Consider the following 20,185-nt stretch of genomic DNA (forward strand, 5'->3'; position numbering starts at 1 on the left):
CTCATTTCTGTTGACTATCCACGGCATGACCGCCAAACTGATTGCGCAGGGCAGCGACGACCTTCCCCGTCATGGCATCCGGTTTTTCTGAGCGATAGCGGGCCAACAGAGCGCTGCTGATGACGGGGGTGGGGACATGGAGCCGGATAGCCTCTTCGACCGTCCAGGCCCCTTCACCGGAGCTGTGCATGACGCCCTTAATTGCGGCTAGGCCTGGATCGGCGGCAAAAGCGTTTTGGGCCAATTCCATCAACCAGCCGCGAATCACGGAGCCGTGATTCCACATCTTTGCCACTGCCGCATTATCATAGTCAAACGGACCAGCATCTAGAACTTCGAAGCCTTCGCCAATGGCCTGCATCATGCCGTATTCAATACCGTTATGGACCATCTTCAGATAATGGCCGCTGCCGGCGGGACCGGTATAGAGGTAGCCGTCTGGTGCGGCAATGGCTTGGAAGAGCGGCTCAATCCGGCTGAACAACGCTTGTTCCCCGCCGATCATGAAGTTGCCGTTGCGGCGAGCACCGGCCATCCCGCCGGAAGTGCCGACATCGAAGAAATGGATGCCCTGTTCACTCAGTTGTTCACCATGGCGGATCGAATCCTTGTAAAAAGAATTGCCGCCATCGATCACGATGTCGTCAACGGTTAATAAATTTGTCAGTTGATCAATGGTGCTTTGGGTGGGCTTCCCAGCAGGCACCATCACCCAGACTAACCGCGGTAAGCTGAGCGCATTCACGAGTCCAGCCACACTGGTCACCGTTTTAGCGCCGCTGGCTGTTGCTTCCGTCAGGGCCGCTTCGTTTAAGTCGAAGGCCACCACCTCGATATCGTGGTCGCGCATATTGCGGACCAGATTTTGTCCCATTTTCCCTAATCCAATCATTCCGACTTGCATATTTTTACATTCTCCTTTGCTTTTCTGAACCGCTTACCTTTATGCCCGTATTGTATGAAAATAATTTTCCAAAATCAAGTGTTGAGATTGTAAATAATTTCAGTGGGTCTTTATTTGTGCTAAACTGTGGGAAAGAAAGGCAGAATGGATACACACCGTGTTTGGAGGCGCTGAGGATGCACAATTTTGCGTTACAGTTGCAGAGTTATAAACCGCATTTGAGCGGGCAAGAACAAAAACTGGCCGATTACCTGATGGCGAATCAGGAAACCGCCAGTCAATTGTCGATTCTCGAATTAAGTGAACGGACCGGGGTCTCCACGGCGACGATCTCGCGGTTTGCTAAAACGTTAGGGTACGATAACTTTCAAGCACTGCGGTTGGCTCTCGTGCCTCGCCACCCGGCGCAGGATCAGTCGCTATTCGCAGAATTAAGTCCCGCCGATGATACGGTGACGCTGGCAAAAAAAATCTTTAACGCCAACAACGAGGCACTGCAGGCAACGGCGGCAAATTTGAGTGAAGCGACTCTGGACGCCGCTGTGGGTTTAATCATGCGGGCCCGTTACTTAGGTTTCTACGGTCTAGGCGCCAGCAACATTGTCGCTTTGGACGGATATCATAAATTCTTGCGCACCGCCATTCCGGTGGTGTACGCCATGGATTATCACATGCAACTGATGAGTATTACCCATTTGAAAAAAGAGGACGCCGCCATCCTGGTGTCCCATTCCGGTGAAGACCGTAATGCGTTGGCCTTGGCAGCAATTGCCCAGAAGAACCAAGTGCCGTTGATCGTGATCACTGGAGCGCCGGGTTCGCGGCTAGCTAAGCAGGCAGACGTGACACTAGTGGCGGTGGCGGCTGAATCTGCCTATCGGCCTGAAGCATTGCACGCCTTGATTGCAGAGATGTCTTTGATGGATACATTGTTCATGATTACGGCGTTACGGACGGACAGCCGAACAAAATCCACCTTTCAAAAAGTGCGGAAAGTGATCGATGAGACTCGCAAGTAGTTGACGGTAAACGGCTGTTGTCAATTTCAATAACTGCTGTTATTGAAACGTCAAAATGACAGTCATTTTTGGGTAAAAAAACAGCGTCGTCATCCAAAAAGGATCACGGCGCTGTCTTTGCGCGGAAAGCTGCTGCCTAGCGAGTTCGTTTCGATACCACGGCTTTCCCGAGAAGGGGGGTCATCTCTCCAGTCGAAGGAACATAAGAGCAGGTACTGCTAGGTAGGGCGGCCACCGCTTCTCTGTGGAGAGTGTGGTCTTAAACTACGGTGGCCGCGTGGGGGTAAGGCGAAGGTTTTGCTGCTAAGTGGGACAATTGAAACGTTGTTCCGTGGGATTTTTCCGGTAAGTATCCTCTTGTGGGGAAATGTCGGGAGAGGGCGGTTTTGTGTATACGGGTTGCATACGGTTTGGGCTTGGAAGCCTAAGAAATACAGGTTGGTTCGATCACCCGACGTAAACGGGCTCCGCGCCCCAGGCCCCTCGCGCTAAGCCCATCCTGGTCAAAATCCCCAAGACCAGGGGATTTATGCCCAGGCTGTTCTTAGCGGTCGGGGCCTGAGCGGGGCGCTCCGCCCTCTCGACAAAAGCGCCTCGTAGTAGTGGGGCTACTACGAGGCTAGGGGTTTGGGAGGATTTGGGATAAATTGCTCCTCGGAACAATGTTATTGTATCAAATAAAGTGGGCTTTTGAATTCCATAATTCCACTTGCAATTTGCAAAATTTGGTGGGAAGGTGGGAATTTTACCAGCCACCCGAGAATCCGCCGCCCCCGGAGGAGCCGCCGCCGAAGCCGCCGCCAAAACTCCCGCCGCCACCGGAACCGCCGGTGCCGCCAGACGAACCGCCGCCCCAAAATCCGCCAAAGGGACCAGAATCGTCGTGGTGGTGATCATTATTTGACATTAACATCGCCAAAATGGCGTAGAACTCCAAATCGCTAGCCCGATCCAGGCGGTTTAAATTACCGGCAGACAATCCGCCCAGGCGCGACAGAAACATATCGCGATCCGGTACTTTTTCGGGATGCTCATAGGCTAATCGTTGGAATCGTTTCTCCACATTCAGGCGGGTCGCACTTTCTTTGATCACATTTGTCAGGCGACGGGCAACCACATCGCTGGGTTTATCCAAGTCGACCGCATCAGCCACGGCCTTAGTGATCTCGCTCGCAGAGACTTGCAAGTCTGGATTGGCCTGCATATATTGATCCACTGCTTGCGCGATCATATGCTGGTTGTTCGCCCGCTGCTGTTCAAGTTGAGCCAAGTGCTCCTGAATGGCCGTTAATAAATTGGCCATTGTAAAGTGGGGAATAAGCGGAGCCAAGTCCATGTCAGTGATGATGTTGTCATAGTCGATGGCTTGGCGATCCCCGGGTCGCCGCCCAGGGGCCGCGATATTCAGATAATTCAAGACCACGTTTTGATCGGCGTACTCCAGAATCTCGTCGTCATCAGCCCGGGAACTCAACCCGCTGTTCCGAATGGCCCGCCAGGTATCAGCACCATGGAAGTAAGGCGCCAAGACATTGTTGTAACGATTGGCAGTGAGGGCCAAGAAATGCCGCTTGCGGCGCCATTGTTTGAATAGGTAGTAAAGAATCCCCAACACGATCGGCACGATGACCAGAGCGATGGCGCCGATCATGACCGCCCGCCAGAATCGACTCTTAGCGGCATCTTCTTTGCGCCGGGCTGCAATTTGGGCGGGGGTGTCTAACGTCGATGTTTGCAGCTTCTTTGTGATCCGGTCAGAGATTTTGGTAATGGCCGCATCAAAGTCACCGGCCTTCAGATCCCGGGTGACGTCACTGGTGATGAGCTCATCCTTGATACTGTCGGTGATTACCGGCTCCAGACCGTAACCGACTTCCAGATGATATTTGTGGTCATCCGTGGCGATTAGGAAGAGCAGCCCATTATCCCAGCCCTTGGTCCCAATCCCCCATTTCTGGAAGAGGTCCGCGGCCTGGTCCTCAATGTCAGTATCCTCTGGAATATGTTTTTCGGTGATTACCGCAAACTGGGGTTTACCGTTGAGTTTGGCTAATTTATTGTTTGAAATGTCATTAATATGGTCCTTCGTCGTCGTACTCAATACACCGGCGTTATCCTGCACGTAAATTTGATCGGCCGCGTGGACCGGTTGGGTCAAAGCAATGCCGGTGATTAAGCACAATAAGAAAGTTATCAGTAACCAAGGGCCAAATCTGCGCCTGCGGTGCGTCCTGATCATCATATCTATCACTCTCGCGTTCTCCTTGTCATTATTAATTCCACCGTACCACGGAAAAAGCATTGCGGCGTCGGGCGCGGGACTGACTCTGGGCGCCATTGACGGAGATATTTACCAACCGCCGGAGAAACCACCCCCGCCGGAAGCACCGCCGCCAAAGCCACCACCAAAACCGCCGCCAAAGCCGCCGTTGTCGTCATTACTGTCATCACCAAATCCGCCAAATCCGCCAGCGTACGATGGACGCACACCGCCGCCAGACCGTCGTCCCCGGTGACTCTTAGCCACTTTCACCAACATGGTGAGCAGTTCCCAGAAATGGGCCTCATCGCGTTCGTTGAGTTTGCGTAAATCGCCTTTGGTGGCGTTATCGATTACTGCCAAAAAATCGGTGGTCGTATAAGGCTTTAGCTTCTTAGAATCTGCTTTGACCAGCTGATCAAAACGGTTATGCGCACCGGCCCAAAGTACCGCTTTTTCAATATGACGACCCACTTTCCGTTTCATCCGACTAGAGGGTATGCGCCAATCGATCTCCGCATCAACTTTTTGCTCGATCATTGCCAAATCCGCATGTGCTTTTGGATGATCACGCAAATATTGGGCGGCAGCTTGATCCACGATTTCTTTGTTGCGCTGCCACTGGGGCACAAGCTGGTCGAGCTGGTGCTGAACAGCTGTCAAGACATCCTGTTTGCGGAATTTTGGCATAAACGGAGATAAGTCCATTTCGGCGACAATCGATTTGAAGATTTTTAAGTAATTTTGCGTGGGTCCTAGTGTTTTAGTGACCATTCTTTTGCGTAAGGCAGAAGACGCTCTGAGACGCAAAAAGTAAGTGGCCACCTCATGATCGACATACCAGTAGACTGCCGCGTCGGATACCCATGGGCGAATTTTGGCGTGATGCCAAACCTTGGTCAGAAGGGGTGTTTGAAAGGTAGGTTGCAACGTATAACTGTAGCGATTTTTGGTCAAGCGCATGAAGCGCCGGTAGAGCCAGTAATTGCGGGCAAAGTAATACCCAATCGCAAGCAGGATTACACCAATGATGGTTAACCAGCGTTTGATGCGCGCATATTTTTGTTCCTGGCGACGCTGGATCACGATGGCGGGAGTATCTAGTTTTGCATGCGCCAGTATCGTCGCCACGTGATCAGAAATATCCCGAATAGCCCCGTCGTAATCACCAGCGCGCATTTTGGTCACGATCTCTGGCGTGACAATTTCGTCCTGGGTACTATCCGTGATCACAGATTCCAGGCCATACCCCACTTCCAACCGATATTCTCGATTTCCCACGGCCACCAACAGCAGAATTCCGTTATCCCACCCGGCGTGGCCGATGCCCCATTTGTTAAACAGACTAGCTGCCTGCGAATTAATTGTCGACATGGATGGAATATGGCTTTCAGTAATCACCGCATATTGCGGCTGACCGTTCACTTTCGCCAGTTGATTATTCGTGATGTCATTAATGTAGTCAATGGTGTCGTCGTCCAGTACCCCCGCGTTATCCTGGACATAAATGGCGGCGTCCGCCTGGGCGGGGTGCATGAACGCCAGCCCGATGGTGATGAAAAAGAATAACCCCAGTAATGGCCGCCAACAGCCGCTTTTCTTCCCCATGTGTATTTCCCCTTACCCCTGGGCTGACTAAGTCAGTACCAGCGGGTCAGACAAATTCGTCGTAGATAATTTCTACCAATTGTTTCCGGCGGGCAATATTGAGTCCGCTGACGGGTTGATCTAGAATCTTGTGGTATTCATCCAAGACGTCATCGCGCAGCGGCGTCGAGTTGTGTAAGTCCTCAATCACAGCTTCCGCATCAGGCGAGTCAGCCAAGTTCACAAACAGCTCCATTTTGTTTAACACATCATGGAGTAAATCAGTCAGGACGGCATTGGGTTTCCCCGTCACGTCGGTCATGACCACGACCGGGGCCGTAAGTGGCTGGTGATCAATTTGAATCATTTTTAACATATCAAAGACTGTCATCGAATTCTCTTCTTTCTGGTCAGCAGGAACAAGTTTAACAGGACCAATCCATTATTCTGATCCTTGTATCATTTGCCTTCATTCTATCAAAAAACGCCGCCAATTGGTTAGAATTAGCGACGGAGAAATGAGAAAGCGTCACAAAACGCCATGGGTGGTCTTGGCCCAGTGGTTGTCGTGGCGTAAATACTGCCAGATGGCGCCCAGGGAAATAGGCAATATCAGCAAGGCGGTGACGGGCAAGGACCAGAATAAGCCCCACGCCGTTCGCCAGCTGCCTTGGCTCATACGGGTATAGAGGATGATGTAAAAGAGATACTCTAGCAGCAATAAGAAAAAGATGAAGATCACTGCACTGTTGGGCGTGCCCGTCGCGGCCCAGTTGGCAACTTGCCAGGCGATAGCGCCTAGACTGAGCAGGACCATCAACGGCCCGGTGAGGGGCAGCCAAGTAAACAAGGTCATTTCTAACCGGGCGATCAGGGACAAGCGGTCGGCATGGCGGATATCTTGACCAAAACGGTGAGCGACCTGTAAGCCGCCAGTGGCCCAGCGGATCCGTTGGCGCAAATACGTTTGGATGGCTAACGTCGGTTCTTGTTTGACCCGCGCGGTCATCAGATAAGCAGTACGGAATCCAGCCAGCAACAAGCGGGTGGAGATTTCGAAGTCTTCCAGCAAGGTATTGCCCCATTGGATCTGATGCAGAGCAGACAGCCGGAAGAACTGGCCATTGCCGCTGCCAGCCACATTGCCCAGATGACTGCGGAGGTTTTGGACTAACGCATTCAGGACGGCAAACTCAAAGTCCTGGACCCGGGCCAGCCAGTGATCAGTACCCAGCACGCGGACGCCGGTTTGAACCATGGCGAGAGTGGGATCATTGGCAAAATAGTCAGCTACGGTGCGCAGGTCGTGGCGGCTTATTTGCCCATCGGCATCCAGTACGCCCACCACTGTGTCGGCTGGGCCATGCTTGGCCCAGCGGCGGACTGCAATCAGTGCGGTGTTCAAAGCCGCGCCCTTGCCATGGCCGCCGACATCTTGCCGCCGATAAAGCACATGGATGGTGGGATAGCGTTTGGCAGCCTGAGTCAACAGATCATTGGTATGGTCTTGACTGCCGTCCTCGATCACCACCAAATGCAGCTGACCATACGCCAAAGGCCATTGCAGGCGGGTGAAGCGGTCCACCGCGGCCTGGACAATGGCCTCTTCATCATGCATGGGCATGAGTAAAAAGATCTCTTTGGGTAACCGCGGCCGGGGCGTCACCGGGGGTGCGGGCACTTTGACCAGTAATAAGACCACATTCATGATCATGCCCCACATTGCGATGACCCAGAAGAGAACGACGAAAATCAGTAATGCAGTCATTGGGCCTCTTGATCCGTGGCAGTCAGCGTCAAAGCCTGGGGCAAGGTGTCCGCATCAGCCGTGGCCACATAATCGACGGCCAAGTCACGATCAGCAATTTTACTCAAGGCCTGTTGATCGGTCGGAGTGGCCACTAACATTTGGTTCCAGCGGTGCTGCTTCAATTGCTTTTGCACAGCATCTGGCGCGCTAGTCACATGGGGGAAATAGGGCAATTGCTGGGAGGCAAAATCAGGAGCCAGTTGTTGGAAAATGGTGTCTTCCGGCCGGCCAATCACCATCAATTCCGGATGCTGCTTCCAGAAGGCATTCAACCACCAATAAGCCAAGTCATCCAGATCGTTGAAGACGGTGTAAAGCAGGCCGTTGGTATCCAACATCTGAATGTTGTCGACCTGTTTATCCACATAATGGAAGCTCAATACTAAGGTGCCTTCGATCCGGTAATAGTCAATTTGTTGAACATTACCGTCTTCACTGTAGGTCAGGGTGCGACTGAGCTGGCCGTGTTCATTGAACTCAGAACGCTTGGACAACTTGTTTTCTGAGTAATAATCGATCCGAGCAATGTGATCGGCATCCTGATAAACCACATGCATCAGGCGTTTGTTGCCATCGTAAATATCCCGCGCGGAACGGTCCTTATTCCACTCACTGCGCCAGTGATCGTTGTCGGGAATGGTCATTTGTTGGGCCGTGTTGGGTGCACTCTTCTGTAATTCCGTGAAGAGGTTAAAGACGGTCGGTGTATGCAGTTGATTCTTCACCGCCCAGTCCTGGACATGGTTAGCCAGGTGCGGATCGTAGGCATAACTAATAAAGATGGCTGGCTGCTGAGCGTGGTCTTCTAAATACCGGAAGATCGCTACCATGTCACTGGATTCATCCCGGGAAAAGTCGGGGGTTAAAACGCCATACTGATGATCTTTTTGTAATTGAAACAGCCGAATTAGGTGATCGGTATTAAACACGTGTTGAATATCATCTTGAATCGCGGCTAGGGCCTTTTGCTGCGCGGCATACTGGGTCTGGATATCCTGTTGCTGCTGGGTGGCTTCTTTTTGCCGAGTCTTTAAGGCATTCAACTGGGCGTGGCGTTCCCGCTTGGCTTGTTCCAGGCGCTGTACGACTTGGCGGCTGTCTTTGGTGTTAGCGTCCATCTTGTGATTGGTTTCGTTCAACGAATCTTGCGTGTTGGTCAACTCGTCATTGAGACGCGCCCCCTTTTCTTGGAACGCGGTGGCCTCTTTGATCAGTTGATCATGTTGCTGACGCAGAGAAAAGACTTGGTCCTTGTTCTTCTCAATGAGTTGAACGACAGCGACTAGGTCGGCTTCATCCTTGATTTCTTTGGCTAATTCGGCGTTTTTGGCTTCGTTTTGTTCTTGCGCCTGCTTGTTTTGAGCAATGGCGTCGTCGTTTTCACTGATGCTCTTCTTGATGTTGGCCACTTGTTGTTCCAAGTTGGCGATTTGTTTTTGCAAGGTATCTTTTTCGTGGCTCAACTGGTCTTGTTGGGCCGTTAAATCGGCATCGTTGGTGCCGGTGAGTTGTTTTTGTTCAGCTTCAATGGCGGCCAGTTGTTTGTTGATCCGTTTTTCATTGGCACTGATTTCCCGCAACTGCTGCTTGATGGCATCCCGGCGGGCAAACATCTTCGTCTGCAATTGTTCCCGCAGGCTCTGATATTGTTTTGCCAAATCCTTCATTTGCTGCTTCAACGGCGCGATGCCAGTGGTGTCTGCCGAATCGTCAGTGACGGGCGCAGCGACCGGTGTTGCGGGGGCCGCCGGTGCCGTGTTCACAGGCAAATCAGCCGCTTGCGGCGCCTCGGTGGGTGCAGGCGCAACAGCAGTTGCTGTCGATGTATCGGTCGAATGGGTATCTGAATCGTCGGATTCTTGTTGGTTACTGGATAACAGTGTGGTCAAAGCAGAATGCTCAGACTTATCCTTACTTTTGAATAATCTCATGGTTAGCCCCCCGTGGCAGAAGATGGTTTCTCTTATATTGTACTAGAAATAGTTAAGATTTGGGAAAAGAATTGAGAGGGCGCAGCCGACCGTTTAGGGGAGGCTGAGTCCACCCCCGCCGTGCCAATGCTGCGCAATCTCCGGTGGCAGGGGGCTGGAACGCTGTGACGGCGCTTGAAGCCCGCAAAGTGCGCGGTCTTCAAGACGCCTAACCACATCCGTGCGCAAAAACCGCGCGCGGTGTGGTTTCCACAGCTGAGCCCCCCTGCCACCTCCGATTGCTCCGCATTGGCACTACCTATAGCGTCCATCAAATGCTTCGGTATCAGCTGAATACTCATTTATTTCTGCATCGCCGCCCACTCCGGTTGCCACAGCGTATACATATTCCCATTCCGAAACGCCCCACGAATAAACTGGGCCGCCCGCACTGGTTCGCCAAAATAGGAAAACACCCAATCCCTCCCCGTGAAAAATATTTTTGTTGTCAGCGTATCACGAATGGTCATCTGTGACGTTGGAATGACTGGATTAGTCGCAAAAAAACGCTGCAAACACGATAAGTGGCGTGCTTGACAGCACACAGTGAGGTGTTAAAATTGGACTAGACCAGTAAGAATGGATACGAACGATGAAAAGGGGATTGATCATGAATATTATCACTGTTAAGGATGCCCAAGAGGGTGGCCACAAGGCGTTTGAAATTTTTAAGGATGAACTCGCAAATAATGCGCAAGTTTTCGGCTTAGCCACAGGCAGCACACCGATCACGCTTTACGAAGACTTAGTGGCTTCTGATTTGGACTTCTCCCACAAGATTTCGATCAACTTGGATGAATATGTTGGCCTGGCACCGGATAATCCGCAATCCTACCACTACTTTATGCAACAACACTTGTTTAATAAAAAGCCGTTTGCGGTCAGCTATTTACCAGACGGCTTAGCCAAAGATGCCGATGCAGAAACAGCTCGTTATGATGAAGTCATTGCCGGCAATCCAATCGATTTGCAAATCTTGGGTATCGGCCGTAATGGTCACATCGGTTTCAACGAACCTGGTTCACCATTAGCTGGTAAGACCCACAAAGTACCGTTGACCCAATCGACGATTGATGCCAATGCTCGCTTCTTCGAAAACGGAGAAGACGTACCACGCTTTGCATACTCCATGGGGATCGGCTCCATCTTGACCGCTAAGCACATTCTGCTAATGGCATACGGCGAAAACAAAGCCGACGCCATCAAGGCCATGATCGAAGGCCCAGTCACTACCCATGTGCCCGCTAGCGCCTTACAAAACCACAACAACGTTACCGTCATCGTCGACGAAGCTGCTGCCAGCAAACTGAGCAACAAGTAACTAATTTCACGTAGAAGACGAAAAGAGCTGGGGCAAATTTTGCCTCAGCTCTTTTCGTCTTCTTGACAGTCCGCGGATAATAAGAGACGTAAACAAGTCTCGATCTAAGTCAATTGGAGGAATACATATGGCAGAGCAAGTTAAAATTGGTAAAAGCGATGTCGTTTCGACACCGTTGGGTCTCGGCACAAACAAAGTCGGCGGACACAACCTGTTCCCTGACTTAGTCGACGCTCAAGGCGCAGAAGTTGTGCGGACCGCCCTGGATCACGGCATTGAAATGCTCGATACTGCGTACATGTATGGATTGGGCCGCTCTGAAGAGATCATTGGTCAAGTGATCAAAGACTATGACCGGCACAAAATTGTGTTGGCCACTAAAGCCGCCCACGATCCAGCGCAAAAATTGGCCCCGAATAACCGTCCAGAGTTCTTAAAAAAGTCCGTGGATGATGCTTTAAAGCGTCTGCAAACTGACTATATTGACGTCTTTTACATTCATTTTCCAGACAAGGACACCCTCAAGTATGAAGCTGTCGGAGCACTGGAAGAGGAAAAGAAAGCCGGCAAGATTCGGGCCATTGGCGTTTCTAACTTCTCGCTCGATCAGGTCAAGGAGGCTAACCAAGACGGGTATGTCGATATCGTCGAGGGCAAGTACAGCCTTGTTCAGCGCGAGGCAGAACAGGGATTATGGCCGTATCTGCAGGATAATCACATCTCTTTTGTCCCTTATGAGCCACTGGCATTGGGCTTGCTGACGGGTAAGTACAAGGACGCTAAGGGATTTGGCGACGGTGATTGGCAGTTTGATCACGATCCGATCAACTTCGGCACCCGCTTCCAGGCCAATCAAGCCTCTGTCGAAAAGATCCGGCCGATCGCGGAGAAACATCATACACAATTAGCGGATGTTTTCTTGGCGTGGTATCTGGCCAATCCCAATATCAGCGTGGTGATTCCTGGTGCCCGCAAACCAGAACAGGTTGTTCAAAATGTGCAGGCGTTGGATCTGCAATTGAGTCAAGACGAATACCAGCTGATCGATCAAACATTTCAAAATTTAGACAAGTAAGCTGAATAAAAAAGCTAACGGATATTCCTGAATTCAGGAGTATCCGTTAGCTTTTTTGACAGTGGAACAATATTAACGTCGTTTGGCCTCAGCCCGCTGATGCCGTACATTCAGTACCATACTAATTGCCAGAAGCACCGCACCCACCGCGAACAATCCTTGGGCCAGCAGACTCAAGAAAGACCGTTGGCCGGTAAGATTCAACACAATGACACCACTGCAAGTGATTAACAACCAGACCAGATTGCCAATTTGAGTATTCTTCTTCGCCATAATACAAGGCTCTCCTTAGTCCGTTTCAGACAGGACAAAAACTCGGCATCACAAGTTATCTATAGTATATTCCCGGTTGAAGGAACGCAGCAATTATTTTTGATAGAATTACTGCACCCCGATCGGTTCGGATTGTTCTTTCAAGTGGCTCTTCACCGCGGCCGCCTTGTACTGCGAAATCTCGTCTTCTGCCGCAAAAACGAAGTGGTCTGGATAGACCTCCGTCATCTTCCGCGGCCGTTCATCTTCCGCGCGACTGGCGTCGTAAGGAATCGGTACCCGTTTTCGTTCAATATCTGGATCCGGAATGGGGATCGCGGACAGTAAACTCTGGGTGTACGGATGCAGTGGATGGTTGTACACTTCGTCCGCGCTGGCCAGTTCCACCAGACGGCCATAATGCATGACGGCAATCCGGTCAGAAATGTATTTCACCATGGACAAATCATGGGCGATGAACAAGAAGGTCAAGTCTTGTTTCTCCTGAATGTCCTTCAATAGATTGACCACTTGGGCCTGAATCGACACATCCAGTGCGGAAATTGGCTCGTCCGCAATGATGAATTCCGGTTCCACCGCCAGTGCTCGGGCAATCCCGATCCGTTGGCGCTGACCACCGGAGAATTCATGGGGATACCGGGTGGCGTGGTCTTTGTTTAAGCCAACTTCTTCTAGCAGCTCGTTAACCCGCTTGTCCCGGTCGGCATCGTTTTTGGCCAAATGGTGAATGTCGATTCCTTCGGCAATAATATCTTTGACCTTCATCCGGGGATTCAGGGAAGCATAAGGATCCTGGAAAATCATTTGGACTTTGCGCCGGAAGGCCAGCATCTTCTTGGAGCCATTGCGCAGCTTGGCGATATTGTCACCTTCGAAGAGCACATCGCCGCTGGTGGGTTGATAAAGCCGAATAATGGAGCGGCCTGTGGTGGTTTTACCCGAACCGGACTCGCCCACTAACCCCAAGGTTTCGCCTTTGTAAATGTTGAACGAAATGTCCTGAATGGCTTTGACTTCATCTTTTTTACCCTGGTTGAAGGTCTGGACTAAGTGTTCGACTTTGACCAGGATCTCCCGTTCAGGGGCAGTGGTTTTTTCATCACTCATGGCTAGGCCTCCTTTGTGGCGTATTTACTGTTCCAAATTTCGCGTCGTCGCTTAATTTCAGGCGGCAGTTCTACTTTTGGCGCACCGGGATACAGGAGCCAAGTGGCCGCTGCGTGAGTTGGCGAGACTTGGAAGAAAGGCGGTTGCTGTTCCAAATCAATTTGCATGGCAAACGGATTCCGCGGGGCAAAGGCATCGCCCTTGGGCGGGTCCAGCAGATCCGGCGGCGTACCGGGAATGGCATACAATCGGTCTGTGTCGGTTTCCAATGTCGGCATGGCTTCCAATAAGCCCCAGGTATAAGGATGTTGGGCATTGTAGAAAATCTCGTCCACCGTGCCGTATTCAATGATCTTACCGGCATACATCACGGCCACCCGATCGGCAATTCCCGCCACCACACCGAGGTCATGGGTGATGAAAATGATCGAGGTATCGATTTTTTGCTGGATTTCTTTGAGCAAGTGAATGATTTGCGCTTGAATGGTCACGTCCAGTGCGGTGGTCGGTTCATCCGCCAACAGAATCTGGGGATGATTGATGATTGCGATGGCAATAACGATCCGCTGCCGCTGGCCGCCAGAGAATTGATGGGGGTAGTCCTTCAACCGTTCTTCAGCATCCTGAATACCCACCAATTTCAATACCCGAACCGCTTCGGCCAGGGCCTTTTTCTTAGAAATCTTGGTATGCAGCAGCAACGGTTCAGCGACCTGCTTGCCAATCGGCATGGTTGGATCCAGGCTGGTCATCGGGTCCTGGAAGATCATGGCCACGTCGTTACCGCGCATGGCGTTGAGTTGGCGCTTGGTTTTTTTCAAAATGTCCGCACCGTTATACATAATTTCACCGGTGACAATTTTTGAATTGTTGGCCAGCAGGCCCATGATGGAGCGGACAGTAACGGACTTACCGGAACCAGATTCGCCCACAATGGCTAAAGTTTCGCCGCGTTTCAAATCAAAGCTGACATCCCGAATCGCGTGGACGGGGCCGGCAAAAGTCTTGAAGTCGATTTGTAAATCTTTCACGGACAAAATCGTATCTGTCATATGGCACCCCTCCTATCGATTGTTGCTGCGGGGATCAAAGGCATCCCGCAGTCCGTCGGCTAACAAGTTGAACGCCAGCATCAATACCACGATGATGATGGCTGGAAAGACCAGTTCACTGGGATAGATCTGCAGCACTTTTTGTCCATCTGAGAGCAGGGTCCCCAGACTGGCTGTTGGCGCCGGCAAACCAATCCCGATGTAACTCAGGAAGGCTTCAAAGAAGATTGCCGTGGGAATTGTGAACATGGTCTGAATGATGATCGTAGAGCTCAAATTCGGGATCAGGTGCTTGAAGGCAATCTTACTGCCGCTTTCACCCAATGTCCGGGCGGCCAAGATGAATTCTTGATCCTTCAGTTGCAGCGTTTGTGCCCGTACCAACCGGGCCATGGTCACCCAACCGGTCATGGCAATGGCTAAAATGATGGAAGTCAAACCGGGTTTGAAGACCAGCAGCATCAAAATCACGACGACCAAGTTCGGTACGGACGAAATGATTTCGATGACCCGTTGCATGATGGTATCGGTGAGGCCGCCTTTCCAACCAGAGATAATGCCGTAAAAGACACCGATCGTGAGGTCAAAGAAGGTGGCCAAGAAGGCGATGAATAAAGAAACCCGCGTCCCCACCAAGATCCGAGACAGCATATCGCGGCCTAAGTAGTCTGTCCCCAACAGGAAGTAAGTGCCCTTGGGGACGTGGTTGGTGGCGTAAAGATCCACACCCTTGCGCACGCCGTTCACAAACGGGATATCCAGGCCACCCCATTTTGGCGGAAGATGTTGATATGCTAGGTGTTGGGCGTTGGGATCGGCCGGGGAGAACCAGATCGTCACGATGGCGACCACCGCGATGACGACTAGGACCCAAAACGAGATCAACGCCGCTTTATTTTGCTTTAATCGGCGAATGGCATCCTGTGTGAAAGTGAGGGATGGGGCCGCAATCTTTTCTTGTTCTGCGGTGTTCACTTGCACATGCTTGAAGGCATCCGCACCGAGTTTAATATTGTCAGCCATTAGTTACCCTCCCCACTCAGACGAATACGCGGATCGATGATGCCGTACAGCACATCGACCACCAGAATGACGACTGTTAACATGACGGAATACAGGATCGTCAACCCCATGATGACGGGGTAGTCGTTGGTCGTGATGGACTGGACGAATTGTTGACCAATCCCAGGAATGGCAAAGACGTTTTCTACAACTAGGGAACCCAGCATTAAGTCTACTGCCATCGGGCCAATAATGGTGACGATGGGAATCATGGAATTACGCATGGCGTGCTTGGCAACCACTTGCCACTGGGATTCGCCCTTGGACTTGGCTAACTCAATGTAGTCGGAGTTCAAGACGTCCACCATTTCCGTCCGCATAAACCGGGCGGTGTTGGCCAGCGGCGCCATGGCTAAAGCCAAGGTCGGCAAGATACTGGAAGAGAAGCCATCCCACAAAGCGATGGGGAAGAGATTCATCTTATAGGCCAGCCAGAATTGCAGTAAGGCGGCAAAGACGAAGTTGGGAATGGACCGGCCGATGATGGCAAAGATCGTCGCCACTGCGTCCACCCAAGTGTTTTTACGAATCGCGGCGATGGCACCGAGCAAGATACCCAGCAGGGTGCCGACGATCATGGCTTGGACCCCTAATTGCAGAGATGGCCCAATCCGAGTGGAAATCAGATAGGAAACGGTTTGCCCGGCAAATTGATAGGATTCACCGAAGTTACCGTGGACGATACCGACCATGTAGTTCACATATTGCTGCCACAGGGGTAAATCCAGGCCGTATTGTTTGGCCAAAATCGCCTGTTGGGCGGCCGGAATTTTCGGGTTATTAAACGGCGTTCCAGGCAGCAGCTTCATTAAGAAGAACGTGATACTGGCCACCAAAAACAGTGTCAGCAAAAGGAAGCCGATCCTTTTTAAAATGTACTTGACCATTGTGTCGCTCCTTTATATTCGTTGGCAAGACGCGGATTGCAGACATTAGCAAGGAACACAACGAGGGGCCGGGAGCCACCTTGGCTCGCAGCCCCTCATGTGTTGGGCAAAATCAGGTAGTGGTACGTCCTGCTATTTTGCCGGTAATTTGTGATGAATGCAAGGCCCGTGCTTACTTCTTGACGGTAGCACCAACAAAGTCGTATGCGCCGCCTGGGGTCGTCTTCAGGCCAGAGATCTTACCCTGTTTCACTAAGTGAGCTTGCACCCGTTGATAGATCGGGATAACCCCTTGTTCCTTGGTCAACAGTTCTTGTGCTTGCAGCAGTACGTCCCAACGCTTTTCAGCATTATTGGCGTAAGTCGTCTTACTTTCGTCAATCAGTTTGTCGTATTCTGCATTGGACCACTTGCCGCGGTTGTAACTGTTATTGGAAGTGAACAGATCCAGGAAGGTGATCGGGTCAGGGAAGTCGGCACTCCAGCCGCCCATGACCATATCGAATTGACCAGCGGTACTCCGGGCTAACCGTGTCTTGAACGGCACTGTGGAGATGGAGACCTTCAAACCAGGTAAGTTCTTTTCGAAGGTGTTTTGCAGATATTCGCCAGTCTTCTTGGAGTTCTCACCATCGTCGGTCAGTAATTCAATGTTCAGATCCTTCAAGCCAGCTTCTTTCAAACCTTCTGTCCAAAGCTTAGTGGCTTCCTTCGGGTTGTACTTGGTGTATTGAGAACCAGTCTTGGCTGCTTCTGCAGAGAAGTCCTTCTTAGTAGCAGGATCAGTGGCCAAGCCGCTTGGTGTTAAGTTCGGCGCCACAATGGAACCATCCTGTAAGACTTTCTTGATGTATTCTTCCCGGTTGATCGTCATGGAAATTGCTTGACGAATCTTAGTGTTCTTGAAGGCCGGAATCTTCTTCTCGTTCATTTCCAAGTAGAAGGTGGAAGCCTGCTTAACCCCTTGGTAACTTGGATCAGACTTCGCTTGGGCAGCTTGATCGCCAGTCAAGGAAGCATCATCCAGCTTGCCGGACTTGAACAGGTTATAGGCCGTGGAGGGATCTTTGATGGCTGTCACATTGATTTGATCAATGTGGACGTTCTTCTTATCCCAGTAGGAATCGTTCTTGGTTTCTTTCCAGGAGTTGTTGGTCCCGTTCCAACCAACCAGTTTGTATGGGCCGCTGAAGACTAAATATTTCGATTGCGTACCATATTTCGAACCGTATTGATCCACTGCTTTTTCACTTTGTGGGAAGAACGCGGGGTTGACCAGCATGGTTTCAAAGTAAGGAATGGCATGTTCCAAAGTCACTTCAACAGTCGACTTGTTCACTGCCTTGATGCCCAAAGTGCTGGCTTTTTTCTTGCCAGCCATGATGGCATCGGCATTTTCAATACCCGAATAAAGATAAGCGTATTGAGATTTGGTAGCCGGGTCAACAGTGCGGCGCCAGCCAAAGACAAAGTCGTTGGCGGTGATGGCGTCGCCGTTGCTCCATTTGGCATTGCGGATTTTAAATGTATAGGTTTTACCAGAATTGGTGGGTTTAACGACTGCCGTGGCCAAGTCCGGTTGTAAGTCGCTCCCGTCGTAACGATAAAGGCCGGCCATGGTATCAGTGGCGGCTTGGCCAGAAATTGCGTCTGTGATCAGAGATGGGTCCATGGTGGAAATAATGTCGCCTTCCATTCGGGACCAGGTGGTTTTGGCGCCGGTGCTGCCGGTGCTGCTGGATTTGTTTCCGCTACAGGCGGAGAGCAAAGCGACAGCAACGGTGGCTGCGGCGGCAATTTTAACGCCGTAAGTCTTTTTCATGATAATGACCTCCTCGATAATTAATGTCATTTTACCCTAATCAGAAACTAATGCAAGAGATTTTTTTGAAGTTAATGTCAAAGCACCCACGTTATTCTCATATAAAAAAGCGTCAGACGGGGATTTGTGCGGGCAAAAAAATAAATAGGGAGTCAGACGAAAATCTGGGTTACCGGCCGTGCCACCGAAGCTTGCGCAGCATTGGCACTGGTTTCTCGGGGATTCAGACTTTTGTGCTGACACTCTATCTATTTGTTGACTTGGTGAGGAACTCTCTTACGTTGTCCTCATAAGTAGTGTATTACTTGATCGTTGCGCCGACGAAGTTGTAGGCGCCGCCGGGGCCGGTTTTTAGGTTTTGCATTTTGGGGTTGACGAGGTGGGCTTGGACCATTTGGTACAAGGGGATGACGCCCATTTCTTTGGTCAGAATGTGTTGGGCATCCAGCAGGTCCTGCCAGCGTTTGTTGGTGTCTAACACATCGGTGGTCTTGCTGGCTTCAATCAGTTTGTCAAACTTGGTGTTGGACCATTTGCCCAGGTTGTAGGTGGCCCCGGTAGTGAAGAGGTCGAGGAAGTTGACAGGGTCGGGGAATGTAGCCGCCCAACCACCCAGGGAAATATCGAAATCACCGCCCAAGGTACGACTGAGCCGGGTCTTGAAGGGAACACTGGTGATATTGACGTGCAATCCGGGCAGTTTTTCTAGGGTGTTTTGGAAGTATTCTGCGGATTTTTTAGAATTATCCGTATCGTCGATTAATAATGTGAGCGTCAAGTCCTTTAATCCGGCTTCTTTCATACCGGCGCTCCAAAGCGTCTTGGCTTCTTTCGGTGAATAAGTCGTGTACTGGGTATATCCCTTGGCCGCTGCTTTGGCGAAATCTTGTTTCGTGGCTGGAATATCCGCCATGTTCGTCGGGGTGACACCGGTGGCGTTGAGCGATCCGTCTTGCAGTACCTTTTTGATAAACTCTGGCCGGTTGATCATCATTGAGAAGGATTGGCGAATCTTGGCGTTCTTCAACGCGGGGACCTTCTTCACATTCAAGTACATGAAGTAGCTGCTGGCTTGTTTGATACCTTTGTAATCTTTATTGGTCTTGGCCTGCGCTGCCTGGTCACCGCTAAGGGTAGCATCGTCCAGCTTGCCAGATTGGAAGAGGTTCATGGCCGTGGCGGAGTCTTTAATCGCCGTGACACTGATTTGATCAATGTGGACGTTTTTGGCGTTCCAGTAATTCTTGGCTTTATTTTCTTTCCAGGCGGTACCAGTGCCGTTCCAGTCGCCGAGGACGAAAGCACCGTTGCCCATAATGTCTTTGGATGTGGAGCCATACTTGGCACCAGCGGCCTTGACTGTTTTCTCATTTTGCGGGAAGAAGGGCGGATTAACCAACATGGTTGGGAAATACGGAATCGGTTGGGCCAAGGTGACCTGCAGAGTGTGGGCATCTAGGGCCTTGACGCCCAAGGCGGAGGCCTTCTTTTTGCCGGCGATAATATCATTGGCATTCTTGATGCCGGCATACTCATAGGCAGATTCAGACTTAGTGGCCGGGTCTACTGTTCGCTGCCAGGCATAGACGAAATCCTTCGCTGTCACGGGTGTGCCGTCGTGCCACTTGGCATTGCGTAATTTGAATGTGTAGGTTTTACCATTATTGGTCGGTTTGACGATCTTAGTGGCCATGGCCGGGACCAGCTTCTTGCCGCTGTAAGAATAGAGACCATCCATGGTATCTTTCAGGGCCTGGTAAGAAATCGTGTCCGTGGCTCGGGATGGATCCATAGTGGTGATGTTATCCTTTTCCATCCGGGACCAGGTGACCTTGGCGGTACTCGATTGAGTACTTGATGTGGATTTGCTGTTGCAGGCGGTCAGTAGAACGGCCGTGGCCGCCACCGTCATGACCAACGTTTGCTTCATTGCTTTTCTCATAATTACACCCTCTTCGATAATGATTAATGCATACTCTAATCAAGTTGGATAATAAAGTAAAGGGCGTTTATTAAATGAGAACCGAAAATGTTTT

The 20,185-nt window shown here is 51.0% G+C and carries 16 protein-coding genes; 3 read left to right on the forward strand and 13 right to left on the reverse strand.

Translation table 11 applies throughout. The annotated features are described in order from the left end of the window. Window position 1: 1 nt before the first annotated feature. Entirely contained in the window at window positions 2-904 is a 903-nt protein-coding gene (gnd, locus tag FD09_RS16405; RefSeq protein WP_057822261.1) for a phosphogluconate dehydrogenase (NAD(+)-dependent, decarboxylating), read from the reverse strand. Between the two features lie 176 nt (window positions 905-1,080). Here gnd and FD09_RS13710 point away from each other — a divergent pair, with 176 nt between their 5' ends. Further along, on the forward strand, window positions 1,081-1,923 hold the full coding sequence (locus tag FD09_RS13710; RefSeq protein WP_057822262.1) for a MurR/RpiR family transcriptional regulator: 843 nt from the start codon (window positions 1,081-1,083) through the stop codon (window positions 1,921-1,923). Between the two features lie 745 nt (window positions 1,924-2,668). On the opposite strand, the gene FD09_RS13720 is transcribed toward FD09_RS13710, so the two are convergent. The 5 genes from FD09_RS13720 to FD09_RS13740 all read right to left on the reverse strand — a co-directional run bounded on the left by FD09_RS13720 (window position 2,669) and on the right by FD09_RS13740 (window position 9,511). Next, window positions 2,669-4,105, reverse strand: coding sequence for a TPM domain-containing protein (locus tag FD09_RS13720; RefSeq protein WP_057822264.1), 1,437 nt, complete (start codon window positions 4,103-4,105; stop codon window positions 2,669-2,671). A 168-nt stretch (window positions 4,106-4,273) separates the two neighbouring features. Further along, a complete protein-coding gene (locus FD09_RS13725; RefSeq protein WP_057822265.1) occupies window positions 4,274-5,791 on the reverse strand; it encodes a TPM domain-containing protein in 1,518 nt (505 codons plus the stop codon). Window positions 5,792-5,837: 46 nt separating this feature from the next. Then, window positions 5,838-6,161 (reverse strand): hypothetical protein, encoded by a 324-nt coding sequence (locus tag FD09_RS13730; RefSeq protein WP_057822266.1) that lies wholly within the window; start codon window positions 6,159-6,161, stop codon window positions 5,838-5,840. Between the two features lie 138 nt (window positions 6,162-6,299). Continuing rightward, a complete protein-coding gene (locus FD09_RS13735) occupies window positions 6,300-7,538 on the reverse strand; it encodes a glycosyltransferase (RefSeq protein ID WP_057822267.1) in 1,239 nt (412 codons plus the stop codon). Continuing rightward, a complete protein-coding gene (locus FD09_RS13740; protein WP_057822268.1) occupies window positions 7,535-9,511 on the reverse strand; it encodes a coiled-coil domain-containing protein in 1,977 nt (658 codons plus the stop codon). The genes FD09_RS13735 and FD09_RS13740 overlap by 4 nt, the downstream gene beginning before the upstream one ends. A 649-nt stretch (window positions 9,512-10,160) precedes the next feature. Here FD09_RS13740 and nagB point away from each other — a divergent pair. Both nagB and FD09_RS13750 read left to right on the forward strand, forming a co-directional pair. Continuing rightward, complete coding sequence (nagB, locus tag FD09_RS13745) at window positions 10,161-10,871, forward strand: glucosamine-6-phosphate deaminase (protein WP_057822269.1); 711 nt, start codon at window positions 10,161-10,163, stop codon at window positions 10,869-10,871. Window positions 10,872-10,998: 127 nt separating this feature from the next. Further along, complete coding sequence (locus tag FD09_RS13750) at window positions 10,999-11,946, forward strand: aldo/keto reductase (RefSeq protein WP_057822270.1); 948 nt, start codon at window positions 10,999-11,001, stop codon at window positions 11,944-11,946. A gap of 72 nt (window positions 11,947-12,018) precedes the next feature. Here the strand turns inward: FD09_RS13750 and FD09_RS13755 are convergent, their stop codons facing one another. The 7 genes from FD09_RS13755 to FD09_RS13785 form a co-directional block, all read right to left on the reverse strand. After that, the gene (locus tag FD09_RS13755; protein ID WP_057822271.1) at window positions 12,019-12,219 is read right to left on the reverse strand and encodes a hypothetical protein; all 201 of its coding nucleotides are present in this window, start codon (window positions 12,217-12,219) and stop codon (window positions 12,019-12,021) included. 108 nt (window positions 12,220-12,327) lie between these two features. After that, window positions 12,328-13,326 (reverse strand): ABC transporter ATP-binding protein, encoded by a 999-nt coding sequence (locus FD09_RS13760; protein WP_057822272.1) that lies wholly within the window; start codon window positions 13,324-13,326, stop codon window positions 12,328-12,330. A 2-nt stretch (window positions 13,327-13,328) separates the two neighbouring features. After that, window positions 13,329-14,378 carry an ABC transporter ATP-binding protein gene (locus tag FD09_RS13765; RefSeq protein WP_057822273.1) on the reverse strand — a complete coding sequence of 350 codons (1,050 nt, stop codon included), beginning with the start codon at window positions 14,376-14,378 and terminating at the stop codon, window positions 13,329-13,331. A 12-nt stretch (window positions 14,379-14,390) separates the two neighbouring features. Continuing rightward, complete coding sequence (locus tag FD09_RS13770) at window positions 14,391-15,401, reverse strand: ABC transporter permease (RefSeq protein WP_057822274.1); 1,011 nt, start codon at window positions 15,399-15,401, stop codon at window positions 14,391-14,393. Beyond that, on the reverse strand, window positions 15,401-16,327 hold the full coding sequence (opp3b, locus tag FD09_RS13775) for an oligopeptide ABC transporter permease (RefSeq protein ID WP_057822275.1): 927 nt from the start codon (window positions 16,325-16,327) through the stop codon (window positions 15,401-15,403). The genes FD09_RS13770 and opp3b overlap by 1 nt, the downstream gene beginning before the upstream one ends. 172 nt (window positions 16,328-16,499) lie before the next feature. Beyond that, a complete protein-coding gene (locus FD09_RS13780) occupies window positions 16,500-18,149 on the reverse strand; it encodes a peptide ABC transporter substrate-binding protein (RefSeq protein ID WP_057822276.1) in 1,650 nt (549 codons plus the stop codon). 301 nt (window positions 18,150-18,450) lie between these two features. After that, complete coding sequence (locus FD09_RS13785; RefSeq protein WP_235812301.1) at window positions 18,451-20,091, reverse strand: peptide ABC transporter substrate-binding protein; 1,641 nt, start codon at window positions 20,089-20,091, stop codon at window positions 18,451-18,453. Between the last annotated feature and the right edge of the window lie 94 nt (window positions 20,092-20,185).

The organism is Schleiferilactobacillus perolens DSM 12744, from assembly GCF_001435585.1.
Classification (GTDB): Bacteria; Bacillota; Bacilli; order Lactobacillales; family Lactobacillaceae; genus Schleiferilactobacillus; species Schleiferilactobacillus perolens.

Coding starts and splice junctions, on each gene's coding strand:
- gnd (WP_057822261.1), bottom strand. CDS start 904: ATGCAAGTCGGAATGATTGGATTAGGGAAAATGGGACAAAATCTGGTC.
- FD09_RS13710 (WP_057822262.1), top strand. CDS start 1,081: ATGCACAATTTTGCGTTACAGTTGCAGAGTTATAAACCGCATTTGAGC.
- FD09_RS13725 (WP_057822265.1), bottom strand. CDS start 5,791: ATGGGGAAGAAAAGCGGCTGTTGGCGGCCATTACTGGGGTTATTCTTT.
- FD09_RS13730 (WP_057822266.1), bottom strand. CDS start 6,161: ATGACAGTCTTTGATATGTTAAAAATGATTCAAATTGATCACCAGCCA.
- FD09_RS13735 (WP_057822267.1), bottom strand. CDS start 7,538: ATGACTGCATTACTGATTTTCGTCGTTCTCTTCTGGGTCATCGCAATG.
- FD09_RS13740 (WP_057822268.1), bottom strand. CDS start 9,511: ATGAGATTATTCAAAAGTAAGGATAAGTCTGAGCATTCTGCTTTGACC.
- nagB (WP_057822269.1), top strand. CDS start 10,161: ATGAATATTATCACTGTTAAGGATGCCCAAGAGGGTGGCCACAAGGCG.
- FD09_RS13750 (WP_057822270.1), top strand. CDS start 10,999: ATGGCAGAGCAAGTTAAAATTGGTAAAAGCGATGTCGTTTCGACACCG.
- FD09_RS13755 (WP_057822271.1), bottom strand. CDS start 12,219: ATGGCGAAGAAGAATACTCAAATTGGCAATCTGGTCTGGTTGTTAATC.
- FD09_RS13760 (WP_057822272.1), bottom strand. CDS start 13,326: ATGAGTGATGAAAAAACCACTGCCCCTGAACGGGAGATCCTGGTCAAA.
- FD09_RS13765 (WP_057822273.1), bottom strand. CDS start 14,378: ATGACAGATACGATTTTGTCCGTGAAAGATTTACAAATCGACTTCAAG.
- FD09_RS13770 (WP_057822274.1), bottom strand. CDS start 15,401: ATGGCTGACAATATTAAACTCGGTGCGGATGCCTTCAAGCATGTGCAA.
- opp3b (WP_057822275.1), bottom strand. CDS start 16,327: ATGGTCAAGTACATTTTAAAAAGGATCGGCTTCCTTTTGCTGACACTG.
- FD09_RS13780 (WP_057822276.1), bottom strand. CDS start 18,149: ATGAAAAAGACTTACGGCGTTAAAATTGCCGCCGCAGCCACCGTTGCT.
- FD09_RS13785 (WP_235812301.1), bottom strand. CDS start 20,091: ATGAGAAAAGCAATGAAGCAAACGTTGGTCATGACGGTGGCGGCCACG.